The 13,006-nt window shown below is 66.2% G+C and carries 10 protein-coding genes; 1 reads left to right on the forward strand and 9 read right to left on the reverse strand.

All coding sequences use genetic code 11. The annotated features are described in order from the left end of the window. Positions 1–11 precede the first annotated feature (11 nt). The 6 genes from C8C95_RS17455 to C8C95_RS17480 form a co-directional block, all read right to left on the reverse strand. On the reverse strand, positions 12–728 hold the full coding sequence (locus C8C95_RS17455) for a formylglycine-generating enzyme family protein (RefSeq protein ID WP_116749399.1): 717 nt from the start codon (positions 726–728) through the stop codon (positions 12–14). A 286-nt stretch (positions 729–1,014) separates the two neighbouring features. Continuing rightward, a complete protein-coding gene (locus tag C8C95_RS17460) occupies positions 1,015–1,983 on the reverse strand; it encodes a porin (RefSeq protein ID WP_116749400.1) in 969 nt (322 codons plus the stop codon). 421 nt (positions 1,984–2,404) lie between these two features. Then, positions 2,405–4,594, reverse strand: coding sequence for a TonB-dependent siderophore receptor (locus C8C95_RS17465; RefSeq protein ID WP_116749401.1), 2,190 nt, complete (start codon positions 4,592–4,594; stop codon positions 2,405–2,407). An 87-nt stretch (positions 4,595–4,681) separates the two neighbouring features. Then, complete coding sequence (locus C8C95_RS17470) at positions 4,682–5,437, reverse strand: TonB-dependent receptor (RefSeq protein WP_116749402.1); 756 nt, start codon at positions 5,435–5,437, stop codon at positions 4,682–4,684. A gap of 267 nt (positions 5,438–5,704) precedes the next feature. Further along, positions 5,705–5,929 carry a hypothetical protein gene (locus C8C95_RS17475; protein WP_116749403.1) on the reverse strand — a complete coding sequence of 75 codons (225 nt, stop codon included), beginning with the start codon at positions 5,927–5,929 and terminating at the stop codon, positions 5,705–5,707. After that, entirely contained in the window at positions 5,926–7,128 is a 1,203-nt protein-coding gene (locus C8C95_RS17480) for a PepSY domain-containing protein (protein ID WP_116749404.1), read from the reverse strand. The genes C8C95_RS17475 and C8C95_RS17480 overlap by 4 nt, the downstream gene beginning before the upstream one ends. 470 nt (positions 7,129–7,598) lie before the next feature. Here C8C95_RS17480 and C8C95_RS17485 point away from each other — a divergent pair, with 470 nt between their 5' ends. Continuing rightward, on the forward strand, positions 7,599–8,369 hold the full coding sequence (locus C8C95_RS17485; RefSeq protein ID WP_133246246.1) for a hypothetical protein: 771 nt from the start codon (positions 7,599–7,601) through the stop codon (positions 8,367–8,369). Between the two features lie 168 nt (positions 8,370–8,537). Here C8C95_RS17485 and C8C95_RS17490 read toward each other — a convergent pair whose 3' ends face one another. The 3 genes from C8C95_RS17490 to C8C95_RS17500 form a co-directional block, all read right to left on the reverse strand. Then, entirely contained in the window at positions 8,538–10,712 is a 2,175-nt protein-coding gene (locus C8C95_RS17490; protein ID WP_116749406.1) for a TonB-dependent siderophore receptor, read from the reverse strand. A gap of 176 nt (positions 10,713–10,888) precedes the next feature. Further along, complete coding sequence (locus C8C95_RS17495) at positions 10,889–11,221, reverse strand: DUF3325 domain-containing protein (RefSeq protein WP_116749407.1); 333 nt, start codon at positions 11,219–11,221, stop codon at positions 10,889–10,891. Positions 11,222–11,226: 5 nt separating this feature from the next. Beyond that, the gene (locus tag C8C95_RS17500) at positions 11,227–12,927 is read right to left on the reverse strand and encodes a PepSY-associated TM helix domain-containing protein (RefSeq protein WP_243415715.1); all 1,701 of its coding nucleotides are present in this window, start codon (positions 12,925–12,927) and stop codon (positions 11,227–11,229) included. Positions 12,928–13,006: the final 79 nt, after the last annotated feature.

The following is a 13,006-nucleotide window of genomic DNA, read 5'->3' on the forward strand; positions in this document are numbered from 1 at the left end:
CTCTTTTGGCCCTAAGGCTTCGGGTCGTACACGCAGCGAAATCCGATGTACACCGCATAAAAGTCCGCAGGCTTCCAGGCCTCGACATCCGCGCGCATTTGCGAGGCGGGATACCACCAGGATCCGCCCATCGTGCGCCGCTCGTCGCCACGCGCATCGGCCGCCCATTCCCACACATTGGCGCCCATGTCGTGCAGGCCGTTCACTCCGGCCACAGTGGCGTTGACGGGCGCGGCGCGGGGCCAGGGGTCGGGGTCGCTGGTGTTGGCGCCCTGCGGGCTGTGGCCCGTGGTCCAGGGGTAGGTGGTGCCACGCACCCAGGGCGTGGGTGGTTGGCTGCGCAGCTCGGTAAAGCCGGCGGTGCGCCACTCGGCGGCGGTGGGCAGGCGGCCGCCGGCCCATTGGCAGTACGCCTGGGCCTCGGTGTGGGTGAGGTGCACGGCGGGCAACTGGTCGGTGTCGGGCGGTGAGCCGTCGGGGCGCTGCCAGGTCCAGCCCGCGCGGCGCTGCCAGCCGCCCACGTATTCAAAACCGCCGCCTTCGCGCTCGGCACGGGTGGTGGTGCCGGTGGCCCGCGCGTAGCGCGCAAACTGGGCGATGGTGACTTCGGTCTTGTCGATGCGCAGGCCGTGCAGGTCGTCCAGCACCACGGGCGCTGGGGTCTGGGCAGATGCGGCCAGGGCCCAGAACGCCAGGATGGCGCTGGTTGCGTGGCGCGGTGTTGGCATGGTCCTGTGCTCCCCGTTTCACAGCCAGGCAGCCATTGCCGGGCCTGTGTGGCGCAGAGTATCGGCCGCTGCAAAAGCCTGTGGGCGGGGCTGGGTTTGCAGTGGCTGAACGGCCCTTTGGGGGGCGCCGGGTTGGGTGGTCGGCGCCGCGTCCGCCCAAGGGCTGTGTGCCTTTTCCAACCGGTAGCAGGCATAAAAAACCCCGCACTCCCAAAAAAAGGAGTGCGGGGTAATTGGCTGTGTGTCTGCCCTCCCACCAGTCAGGGCAGCAGCGTGTGGGGCGCTATCAGAAGTTGTGGCGCACGCCCACGGCGAAGGAGCTGAAGTCGTTACCCGGAGCCGACACGCCGTAGGTGGCTGCCTGGCTGTTGTTGATGCGGGTGTAGTACGTGTAGATCTTGGTGCGCTTGCTCAGGTTGTAGTTGTAGCCCAGTGTGTACTGGGTGGCGGCGCTGTTGGACACGTTGGAGTAGTTGCCAGCACGGCCCACGTTCACGTGGAACTCGGACACGCCCATGATGTAGGCGGCCGACAGGCGCAGGTTGGTGCGGTTGCCGCCGTTGGCGATGAACACGTTCTTGTCGCGTTGCACGTAGGCGCCCATCACGAAAGGACCGGTGGAGTACGAAGCGCGCACTGCGAACTGGTTCTGGTCGCCCAGCTTGGAGTAACCGGCGCCCAGGCCCAGCTTGCCGATTTCGTAGTTGGCAGCCAGGTCCAGGCTGTTCTTGCCGCCGGTGCCGCTGGGCTGCTCGTGCTGGGCCCAGCCGGCTTCGAACGTTGCGCCGCCCAGGCTGGGGGTGCGGTAAGCGATCTTGTTGATGTCACGGGCGGGGTAGGCGTACAGGGCGTCAGCCGACGAGCCGGTGTCGTGGTTGTGGTTGCTGATGAAGTCGGCCGTGGCGTAGTACGACTCGGACGTGAATTTGCCCAGGCGAACCATGCCGAAGCCGCCGGACAGGTTCACTTCGCTCTGGCGGGCAAAAATGCCGCGCGAGTCGGTAGCGCCGGAGCTGGAGTCAAAGCCGCTTTCGAGCTGGAAGCCAGCCATCAGGCCGCCGCCCAGGTCTTCCTGGCCCTTGAAGCCGAAGCGGGAGGAGTTGTTGAACAGGCCGGTCTTGGAGACATCGCCGTCTTTTTGGTGTTCAAAGCTGGTGTTGACCCGGCCGTACAGGGTGACGCTGCTCTGTGCAAAGGCAGCAGACGTACCCACCAGGGCCAGCGCGGCGAGGGCGCAGCGGTTCAATGTTTTCATTCGCGAGGTTCCTTAAATCAAATTTTGTTTGATGACAAATAATCACCGGCCAAAAACGCACAGGGGTGATGCCTTCGGGCCGCCGCTACAAGCAAGTTTGGTGCCTGCGGTGATGTGATCGTTGCACTTTGCAACGGAAGGGGATGCTACTGGCCGCCGTGATTGGCCGCCAGCGGGGTAAACACCTTTTTGTCATCAAGATGTCGTTGCGGCGCAACATGGTTCTGGTAGGGCATGCCAGAACCGGCCCAGGGCGAAGCCTGGCACCCCCTCCAAGGTAGCGAAGGCAGCGCAAGGCCCGCGCGGGCTGCGATCGGCGTGTCGCACTGCCCGGGCTGCTGCCGCCGTGCAGGCGCTGCAAGGGCCGCTGGTGGGGTTCGTGGAGTGGGCGACGACCCCTTGAGGGATCGTCAACGGGCCCCTAGAACCGGTAGGTCGAGGTCAGCGTGTAGGTGCGCGCCTGTCCGTAGAAGCAATCCCCGCGTGCCAGGCACTGGGTGATGTGCACCTTGTCGGTCAGGTTGACCACGTTGAAGGCCACGCGCCAGTCGCCAGCGTCGTAGGCCACCATGGCATCGGCCAGGGTGGCCGCCGGGGTGGTGATGGCGCTGGTGCCCGTCCACTGCGAGCCGGTGTAGCGCACGCCCGCGCCCACCACCCAGCCGCCACGTCCCTGCGCTGCAAAGCGGTGGCTCAGCCAGGCCGATGCGGTGTGCCGGGGCACGCTGGCCACGGGCTGGCCCTGGTCGCCTGCGTTGCTGCGGCTGATTTGGGCGTCGGTGAAGGCGTAGCCCACCGTGAAGTCCCACTGGCGCGCCAGGCTGGCCTGCACCTCTGCCTCGAAACCGTTGACCTTTACTTCGCCGATCTGCAGGCTATTGAGCGGGTTGCCGGGGTCGGTGGTCTTGCGGTTCTTCTCGCGCAGGGTGTACACAGCGGCAAACGCACTGATGCCCTGGCCTGGCGGCTGCCACTTCACGCCAGCCTCCCACTGTTCACCGCGCTGGGGTTTGTAGGGGGTGCCGTACGCGTCGAGCCCACCCAGGGGCTGGAACGATTCGGAGTAGCCCACATACGGTGCCCAGCCGCCATCCATCTGGTACGTGACGCCTGCGCGTTTGGTCCAGGCCTTGTCGTCCACGGCAGCGGCAGGGCGGCCTTCGGTATCGGTCTGCGCACTGTCGTGGCGCAGGCCCAGCGTGGCCGTCCAGCGACCCCATTGGATCTGGTCTTGCGCGTAGAACCCCAACTGCTTTTGCACCACGCTGGGCTGGCGCACCAGCTGCGCCGCAGTGGGCGGTGTGAAGTTGCCGTACACCGGGTTGTACACGTCGATGGACGACGCCACCGCGCGCCAGGCCTGCTGGCCGGTGTGGTTGCGCTGCACGTCCAGGCCAGCGAGCACTGTGTGCGCGGTACTGCCCGCCTGCAGCTTGCCTTCGAGCTGCGTGTCGATGAGCAGCATGCGGCCGGTGTTGAGGTTCCACACCGCGTCGCGCACCAGCGTGCGGTTGTCGCTGTTGAACACGGGGCGCGCAGGGCGGCCGGTCCCAGCGTTGGCGGTGAAGCTGGTGTAGATGGTGCGGTAGTCCACCTCGCTCACGGTGCGGCGCAGGTTCTGGCGCACTGTCCAGTCGCTGTTCAGACGGTGGCTGAACAGGTAGCCCCAGGAGTTGTTGCTGGTGTCATACGCGTCCCAGCCCGGCTCGCTGATGAAGGTGTTGCGCGGAATCTGTCCGTACTGGCTGGGCAGCTGCGTGCCTTGCCACGGGAAGAAGCCAATGAGCGAGCCGCTTTGGTCCTTCTGGTGCAGCGCCTGCAGCGTCAGCGACGTGTCGGCATTGGGCTTCCAGGTGAGCGATGGCGCAAACACCGCGCGGTTGTCGTCCACATGGTCCACCTGCGTACCGCTGTCGCGGCCCACGGCCACCAGGCGGTAGAGCCACTGGCCGTCCTGGTCGAGCGCGCCCGTCAGGTCGGCGGCGATCTGCTTGCGTGCGTTGTTGCCCAGCTGCACCTGCACCTCGCGCAGGGTGTCTGCCTGCGGGCGTTTGCTCGTCAGGTTGAGCACGCCGCCCACGCTGCCCTGGCCGTACAGCACGGAGGTGGGGCCGCGCAGAAACTCCACGCGCTCCAGCGTGTAGGGGTCTGGCCGGCTGGTGTTGTAGGTGCCGTAGGTGCGCAGCAGGCCGTCCTGGTACTGGCTCACCGTGCCGCCGCGCGCGGCAAAGCTGTCCACGCGGCTGTCAAAGTAGTTGGACACCGCGCCTGCGGTGTACGCCGTCACCTGCCGCAGCGTCTGCACGCCCTGCGCCTCCATCTGGTCGCGGGTGACCACGCTGATGGCTTGCGGGGTTTCGATGAGTGGGGTGTCGGTCTTGGTGGCGCTGAGCGCACGCTGGGCCACAAAGCCGGTGACGGGGGCCGTCGGGTTCTCTTGCTCCGCGCCCGAAGACACGGTGACCGGGGCCAGTGTGACCTCGGCAGTGGGCGATGGGACGGTGGTGGTCTGCGCCTGGGCCGCGGCACTGCACAGCACCAGCACGGCGGCCTGTGCAACGGCGGTGCGCGGCGCGCGGCATGCGCGCGAACGGGATGGGAAAGGAGGCATGGTTTGCTATTGATTCGATAGCTGCTTGGGCATGTTCGACTAGCGCAAGCGGCCGGTTTTGCTTGAATTGCTTGAAATGGGCGCTGATCAGCGACCCGCGGGGGCGGGCGTGGCTGCTGGGGGCAACGACGGCGAGGGCATGCCCTCGGCCAGCACAAAGCTCAGCGTCGTCACGTAGCTGGCTTCGCCGTACGGCGCGCCGTGCGCCTCGCCCGGCGTCTTGTCGCTGTGCTTCACCTCGGCCACGTACTGGCCCTTCCAGGGGGTGACGAAGGTCACCGTGCCGTCTTCACCCGCCTCGGCCTCGCGCGTCCAGCCCGAGGGCGCGGCCAACTGCACCTTGGCCTTGGGCAAGGGGGCGCCCTGGTAGACCACCTTCAGCTCACCGGGCTTGCCGGTGGGCACCAGGTCCAGCGCTGCGGTGGGGGCCACGGGCTTGGTCAGGCTGGCCACCCAGCGGGCGGCGGGCTGCCAGTACATCGCGGGCAGGTTGCGCTTGCTGCGGTCGATCACGGGGTAGGTAGGCGTTGCAAACAGCGTGTCTGGGGTGCCGGTGGTGGCGTAGACGAAGGCATCCTTGCCAAGCTGGCCGTCCACGCGCTGCGCCGGGGCGCCGGTGCGTTGTTGTTCCAGGATGGGCACGCCCTTGAACTGGTCGAGCCGGCCAGGTGATGTCTCGCGCAGGTTGTCGTTGAACTCGCCAAAGTGCAGGCGCGCTTGGCCCCCGGCGTTCTCCAGCCACACCTGGTGGGCGTGGGCAGGGGCCAGGGCAGAAACGCCGGCTATGGCCAGCACGGCAGCCAGCCAAGGGCGTGGGGAGGTGGTAGCGCAAGACATGGACATGGATATTTCCTCTCTTTGGTTTGGGATTCCGGAGCGCTGCTCCAAACGCAGCGCGCAGCCCGCTGCAACACCGCAAGGGTGGGTGCAGTGAAGCTCATTTTTTGATAGCTGCCTGCGCTTGATGGATGAGCGCTGGGTGGCTTTTTGATCTGAACGTTGCAGCGCTCGGCTCACACCGGACGCCAGCGCAAACTGGGGGCCGTGAGAGCCGCTTCAGCGGCCGTCATGGGTCGTCAGGAGGTCGTCATGCCGACAGCCAAAAACCGCTTACCACTCCACGCTTGCGCGCGGGTTCTTCGTTGGAGGCGTCGGCCCTGGCGCGCGCGGCCGGCCGTACCAGCACATCACCGCGACGGGGATGCCCAGCCCCACCCACGACCACCAGTCGCCCCAGGTGTCGGACACCAGCGCCGTGATCAAGCCGGTGGTGGTGAGCACACCCATCACGATGGGCCCGCCCCACAGGGCCCAGAAAGGGCGGTGCTTTTTCATGTGGCCCCCTCGGTGGAGCGCGCAGCACCCGATGTGGGCAAAGCGCTGCCTGCAAAACCGCCCGTGGCGCTGCCTGCGGTGGGTGTTGCGGGGCTTGCGGCCTGCACGCCCTTGCGCAGCCACAGATACAGCCCGCTGCCCAGCACCACGATGGTGGCAATGTCGAGCAGCGCCCACAGGATCTTCATCGGCATGCCGCCGTAGTCGCCAAAGTGCAGCGGCTGCGACACCAGCAGCGCCGTCAGGTACCACGGCAGCTGAGGCGACGCGGTGACATGCGCGGTGCGCGCATCCACCAGCACCGGCTGGAGCAGCTTGGAGGTGAGCGGCTCATTGCCGCGCAGGAAGAACGTGTTGTGGTGCGGGCTGGAGAACGCCGTGCCCGGGAACGCAATGAACGACAGCCTGGTGCCCGGCGCCTGGGCCTGCGCCGCCTCAAGCGCCTGCTGCAGCGGCCCGCGCTCGGCCACGGGCACGATGGGCTGGCCTTCATAGGGCTTGAGCAGCACCGAGAGCTGGTCGTGCTGCCAGTACTTGATGAGCAGGTCGGCCCACGTATTGATCATGCCCGTGCCGCCCACGACAAGCGCCCACACCAGCGTGACGATGCCCAGCAGGTTGTGCAGGTCGAGCCACTTCACCCGCGTGGACCGATCCCGCCGCACCTCACCAAACGCCAGCTTGCGCATGAACGGCGCATACAACACCACGCCGGTGACGATGGCCAGCAGCAGCAGCAAGCCCATGAAGCCCAGAAACAGCTTGCCTGGCAGCCCCGCGAACAGGTCCACATGCAGCTTGAACATCACGTACATGAAGCCTTCGTCAAACCGTGGCTGCGCCAGCACCTGGGCCGTGCGGGCATCCACCGCCACAGAGCGGAAGTCATCGGTGGGCGCCGGGGTGGGCGTGAGCGTGACGAACCAGACGTTGTCATCGTCCTCCGCATGCGACGCGAACTGCACCACCCGCTCGGGGTGCAGCGCCTGCGCGGTGGCCAGCACCTGGTCCAGGCTCGCGCGCGGCGTGTTGGCAGGCATGGCGGGCGCCTCCACCTCGGTGCCCAGCAGGTGGCCGATTTCGTGGTGAAAGATCAACGGCAGGCCGGTGATGCACAGCAGCAGCATGAAGACGGTGCACACCAGGCTGGACCATTTGTGGGTCCAGCTCCAGCGGCGCAGGGCGGTGGGGCTCAGCATGGGGCGGGGTGGTAAGGGCCGACATGCAATCGGACCACCGCCAGCGCCGCCCACGGCACGGGGCACGCTGTCGCAACAGAGAAGGCGCAAAAGTGGTTCATCAAGCCAGACAACCCGGAAACATCGGAAGACGGTGGGTGCTGGCTGCAGCCGGGAGGCCTGTTCGATGGCTCGCGGCAAGGACTATGGCTGGCGGAAACTCAATTTTACATTGCAAATGGGAATTGTTTGTATTTGTGATTGTGCTGGGGGTAGAGGTGTTGCGAAATGGATTCAGCCATGCTGCCCATGCGGCGCTTTGAGGCAGAGACGGCTCTGCGCGCAGGGGCTGCAGGTGCAGGGCGGGGTTGGCGCCTGCAGGCTATATTCCTCTCGCCCCAACGCGCTGGTTTGGCAGACACTCGCACCGGCGTTTGATATCAGCCCATCGGCTTCAAACCCAGGCTGCGAGCCGCTTTCAGGAGAACTCTGTGTTCACGATATCCCGCATCGTTCAGCCTGTCGCGTACGCATTTGCGGCTTGCAGTGGTGCCTTGTGGCGGGCGCTGCACAAGGTTGCCTTGCTCGGGCTCGCTGTTCTGGCCATTGTGTGTACGGGCAACGTGCACGCCGCAGACGAAAGCACATCTGCTGAGCGAAAAGCCCGACTCGCAATTCCCCCCGATTTTCGGCATCTCGACTTTGTCCTGGCCGCTGCGGAAGGTGATTTGAACGGTGACGGCGTTCCCGACCGGGCCATGCTGTTGATGGGACGCAAAGGCGAAGGCCCGCAAGAGGAGCGGCTGTTCGTCCTGACCGGAAAGGCGGATGGCGGCTATCAGGTGCTCTCGGTGTCCGGCGAGTTCTGCCACCCCAGCAAGTTCTACAACCTGGACATCAAGAACAATTCATTGTTCGTTCAGGCGGTCTACTACGCCGACGCCGCCCGGTTCTCGGGCTTCACGCTGCAGTTCCGCTACAACCCCAAGACCAAAGACCTGGAACATATCGGCGAGCAGCAGGACGACGAAGACTATTCCAGCAACTCCTACCACCGCGTGAGCCTCAACTACCTGACCAACGCCGCCATTCATTCGCGGCGTGCTGGCAAGAAGTACAAGGAGGCGAGAGGCCGGATCGTTGATGGTCCGGGTGTGCTTCCTTTGAATGGGTTCGTTTGTGAAGGCTATGGCATGACGGGTTCTTCGGTCTACCTGGATGAAAACTTCAAGGTGCACCAGAAGGGCGTGACACCTCCGTGATGCGGAGCGGGTTCACCGCAAGAGCCCGTAGTACGGGTTGATGACAGCCAAGCCCTGTTCCAGCACGCGGCTGCGGCCGATGGAGTGCCGTTCTTGGGCATCAGGCAGAAGAGGCCACATTCCTTTAAAACTTGGGTCCTTGGACCCCTTCCGCCGTTCACCTGAGCCTCAGAACCGCGTCCGTAACGTCACCTGCACCGCACGCGGCGAGCCCGGCAGGATCAGGTTGTCGTTGCTGCCGTGCGCCGACACGTAGTACTTGCGGTTGGCCAGGTTCTTGATGTTCACGTCCACATCCCACTGGCCCAGCGTGTACTGCAGGGCGGCATCGAGCGTGGTGTAGGCGGGCAAGGTGACCAGGTTGGTCAGTGAGGTGAAGCGCTCGCCCACGTAGTTCACACCGCCGCCTACGCGCAGGCCGTGGCCGAGGTCCTTCATGGCCCAAAGGAAGGCCGAGTTGCGGGGCGTGAGCGCAGGCACCTTGCCCTGGGCGGCAATGGCAGCGGTGGGCAACTGGGTGGAGGTGGTGGTGGCCAGTGATTTCGTCATGCGGCCATCCAGCCAGGCGTAGCCGGCGCTCACATCCCAGCGGCCGGGCAGGCGGCCGTTGGCGGTCAGCTCCAGGCCGTTGGTGCGTTGCGTGCCCACGTTGATCTGGCGCGAGGGGTTGGTGGGGTCGGTGTTCTTGATGTTGGTGCGCTCCAGGTTGAAGAGCGCGCCCGTTACGTTCATGCGGCCATCGAGCAGGTCGAGCTTCATGCCGATTTCCTTGTTCTGCGTGATCTCGGGTTCGTTGGCGGTGTTGTTGGCGGCCAGCGCAAAAGTCTCTGCCGAAGGCTGGAACGACTTGCTGTACGACACGTAGTACGACACCGCGTCGCTGGGCTGCCAGACCAGGCCTGCGCGGGGGCTGAACTTTTTGTCGGTGCGCGACAACGCGGAGAGCTTGCGGTCAAACTCGGTCTGCTGCTTGAACACGTCGTAGCGCGCACCCACCAGCGCCTTCCACTGCGGGGCCAGCGTGATCTGGTTTTGCCAGTACACCGCCGCTGTGTCTTGGGTGGTGTGGCTGGGGATGGCGCTGTCGGCGGTGTAGCTGGCGGCAGGTATCACCGGAGCGGCTACGCCTGCGGGGTTGAAGATGGAGACGCGGTCTGCTCCGCCCGACACGGACTCCGCGCGCTTCTTCTGCTGGCCCAGCTCCATGCCCATCAGCCACTCCTGCTTCAGGCCCCCGAGCTGGTTGCGCCAGGTCACGTCGGTCTGGTTGAACAGGCCGCTTTCGTCGCGCAGGATGAACGAGCGTGTGCGGCCCACGGTCAGGTTCACCGGGTTGGTGGTGCCGCCGGGCAAGGTGTTGTAGCGGTCCAGCGTGTAGTCGTATGCGCGTGTCACATTGCGCACCGACCAGTCGTCGTTGAAGCGGTGGTTGAGGGTGGCCGCCAGCGATTGCATAGTGCTGGTGGTGGTGTCGTCTTGCGCGGCGTTGCTGGAGCCGTAGTAGGTGCTGGCGGGCACGTTCACTGGACGGCCGTTGAGTGCGGGAATGCCGAAGTCCGTCAGGCGCTTGTCGCGCGCGTTGGTGTACTGCAGCAGCAGGTCGGTCTGTGCGGCGAGCTTGAGCGCGAGCGACGGCGCGAAGTTGTGGCGCTTGACGAACTGCTGGTCGCGGTAGCTGCCCGAATCTTCGACGGCGGCGTTGATGCGGAAGGCTGCGGTGTCGCTGATGCCTACATTCACATCGGCCGTGGCGCGGCGAAAGGCGTAGCTGCCCAGGCCCAGAGAAGCCTCGCCCGATGTCTCGCCGAACTTGGGTTTCTTGGTCACGCGGTTGATCAGGCCGCCCGAGGAGCCGCGCCCGTACAGCACGGCGGCGGGGCCCTTGAGCACCTCCACGCGCTCGATGTCGGCCAGGTCGCGGAAGTACAGCGCATCGTCGCGCACGCCATCCACAAACTGGTCGGCAATGGCGGTGAAGCCACGGATCACCACCTGGTCACGCTGGCCGTCGCCGTGGCTCATGGCCACGCCGGGTACGTTGCGCAGCACGTCTTCCATCGACCGCGCCCCCTGGTCGCGCATGAGCTGCTCGGGTACCACGTTCACGGCTTGGGGCACATCGCGCAGCGGCGCGCTGCCCTTGGTGGCCGAGGAGCTGACGGCGGGCGAATAGCCGTCATCGCCGCTGGTGGATTGCACGGTGACCTCGCCCAGCGTCTGGGGCGGTGCAGAGGGCGGTGTTGCTTGTGCCAGCGCGGTGCCGCAGAACGCGGCCAGGACGGCGGCGGCCAGCGGGTGCAGGGCCTGGGGGTGACGGAAGGGGCGGCGGAAAGGTGCGTGCATGGTTTGTCCTAGGTGTGTGCGCAACGCGGTTGAAAACGGCTCCGCAGGCACCGGGCCTGGCGCGGGCCTATGGGGCCGGTGGCTGGGGGGGCGCAGAGAGCGGGATGAAAAAATGCAGAGGTGAGAGGCGGATCAGAAAGTGCGACGAGCCAGAGGGGCCGCCGCATCCTTTCCGCTCACCACCCCCCGGCCCAGGCGGCGAGGCCTGCCAGCAGGGTCAACCCCGCCAGCACCGGTGTGCGCCGGGGCTGCCAGGTCACAGTGGCCGTCACGGCCACGGCTGCTACTGACAGGGCCACGGCCCATGCGGTCACGCCGAGCGAGACAGGCACGCCATCGGCCGGGTGTGCGGCCAGCCACAGCGACAGCAGCAGCAACAGCCAACCCGCGCGGCGCAGTTGTTGCAGGCGGTGGGCTGCACCTTCGCGGCCTGTGGCGTCTTCATGGTGGCGGTCCATGCCCAGCGCCATCACCGACCAGGCCGCAAAACACAGCAGAAATGCGGACATGGTGTTCAGGCCCCCGACGTTGAAACAGACACATCGGTGGCCGCAGGCAATGCGGCCGCCGGGGCAGTGCGCGGTGTTTTGGCCTCAGCGGCTTTGCCCTTGGGGGCACGGCCCGGGCGCAGCCGCCACGACAGCCAGCCCAGCACCAGCCCGGTGGTCAGGAACGCCAGGTCCATGCTGGCCCACACCCATTCGCCCGCAGGCAGCGTGACGCCCAGGTGGGTGTGGGTGGTCAGGGCGTTGATGACAGGCAGCAGCCCCCACACCAGCCCCGCGGCGCCCAGCGGCACCGACCAGCCCATGCGGCTGGGCCGCACCACGGCGCAGGCCAGCGCCCACAGCAGGGCCAGGCCCCAGGCGCTGAAGAACCAGGCCAGTTCCACATCGGCCCGGCCCTCAGCGTTCAGCGGGATCAGGCGGTTGGAGGCGATGTACACGCCGCAGGCCAGCGGCAGGCCCGCCAGCGTGGCAATGTTGATGGCTGCCACCAGGCGCTCGCCAAACGGCGCCTTGGTGGGTGCGACGCCCGCCCTGTTGTCTTTATTGGCGGCGATCCCTGTGCGGCTGGCCTGCGTCTGCGATTTGGCGCTGCGCTTGACCGACCACAGCACCATGCCGGTGGCGATCATCAGACTGCCCAACACGCCAAAGCCAAACAGCGCCCAGCGCAGGCCGATGTCGGCAAACCGCGCCATGTGCAGGCCGTACAGCACGCCGTAGGTCTTGACGGCGGGGCCGGTGGCATCGGCCTGGTCCAGCCACTGGCCGGTGGTGGCATCAAACAGCAGGCGCGGTGGTCGGTATTGCAAGCGGTCGCCTTCGTGGCGCGTCACCTCGACCACGGCGCGGCCCTTGGCATCGCGGCGCGCCTGCAGGCTGCCGATGCGCCCGCCATCCCAGCGGGTGCGCGCTTCGGTCAGGATGGACGGCAGTGCAATAGCGGGCAGGGGCTCTACCTTGTCGCCCGGTCTGCGCCGGGGGCGGCTTTCGGCTTTCTCGCCCTGCAGGTCGGCAAAGTACGCGTTGGAGTCCACGCCGTTCTCGCCCTTGTAGGCGGTGGCAATGCCTGCAGGCATGTAGAGCGTGTGGAAGATCATCAGCCCGCTGAAGGTGATCATCAGGTAGAACGGCAGCACCAGTACACCGCTGACGTTGTGTGCGTCCAGCCAGGCGCGCTGGCCGCCCTTGGTGGGGCGGAAGGTGAAGAAGTCCTTGAAGATGCGGCGGTGCGTGATCACCCCCGAGATCAGCGCTACAAACATCAGCATGGTGGCTACGCCCACCACCCAGCGGCCTTCGAGGGTCCAGCGCCCCTTCTGCGCGGTGCGCAGCTCGAAGTGGAAGCGGTAGAAGAAGTCGCCGCCCATGGTCTGGCGCGCGTCGATGGCCTCGCCGGTCTGCGGGTTCATGCGCAGCGTCTCGAAGCGGCCATTGCCCGTGTCGCGCCACAGGATGTTGACCGCAGGGTCGCGGTCGTCGGGCAGGTGCATGATCCACTGCGTGACGTTGGGCGCCCTGCGTACCAGCGCGTCCAGGGCTTTTTGCGCCACCTGCGGATCGGTGGCATCCACCGGCTGCAGCCCATGCATCTCGGGGCGCATCCACAGGTTGAACTCGTTCTTGAAGAACGACAGCGTGCCGGTCAGGAAGATTGCAAACAGCAGCCAGCCCAGGATCAATCCGGCCCAGGTGTGCAGCCAAGACATGGCCTGGCGGAATCCTTCGCGGTCGTTGGGCGCCTTGGGCTTCTTGGCTGAGCGTGCTGCTTCAGACGCAGTGTTGGCC

Origin of the sequence: Acidovorax sp. 99 (assembly GCF_003096455.1) — a bacterium.
Taxonomy (GTDB): domain Bacteria; phylum Pseudomonadota; class Gammaproteobacteria; order Burkholderiales; family Burkholderiaceae_C; genus Acidovorax; species Acidovorax delafieldii.

Bases quoted from the DNA above. Each gene is read 5' to 3' on its own strand.
- C8C95_RS17500 (WP_243415715.1), bottom strand. From the start codon at position 12,927: ATGTCTTGGCTGCACACCTGGGCCGGATTGATCCTGGGCTGGCTGCTG.
- C8C95_RS17480 (WP_116749404.1), bottom strand. From the start codon at position 7,128: ATGCTGAGCCCCACCGCCCTGCGCCGCTGGAGCTGGACCCACAAATGG.
- C8C95_RS17475 (WP_116749403.1), bottom strand. From the start codon at position 5,929: ATGAAAAAGCACCGCCCTTTCTGGGCCCTGTGGGGCGGGCCCATCGTG.
- C8C95_RS17490 (WP_116749406.1), bottom strand. From the start codon at position 10,712: ATGCACGCACCTTTCCGCCGCCCCTTCCGTCACCCCCAGGCCCTGCAC.
- C8C95_RS17470 (WP_116749402.1), bottom strand. From the start codon at position 5,437: ATGTCCATGTCTTGCGCTACCACCTCCCCACGCCCTTGGCTGGCTGCC.
- C8C95_RS17495 (WP_116749407.1), bottom strand. From the start codon at position 11,221: ATGTCCGCATTTCTGCTGTGTTTTGCGGCCTGGTCGGTGATGGCGCTG.
- C8C95_RS17455 (WP_116749399.1), bottom strand. From the start codon at position 728: ATGCCAACACCGCGCCACGCAACCAGCGCCATCCTGGCGTTCTGGGCC.
- C8C95_RS17460 (WP_116749400.1), bottom strand. From the start codon at position 1,983: ATGAAAACATTGAACCGCTGCGCCCTCGCCGCGCTGGCCCTGGTGGGT.
- C8C95_RS17465 (WP_116749401.1), bottom strand. From the start codon at position 4,594: ATGCCTCCTTTCCCATCCCGTTCGCGCGCATGCCGCGCGCCGCGCACC.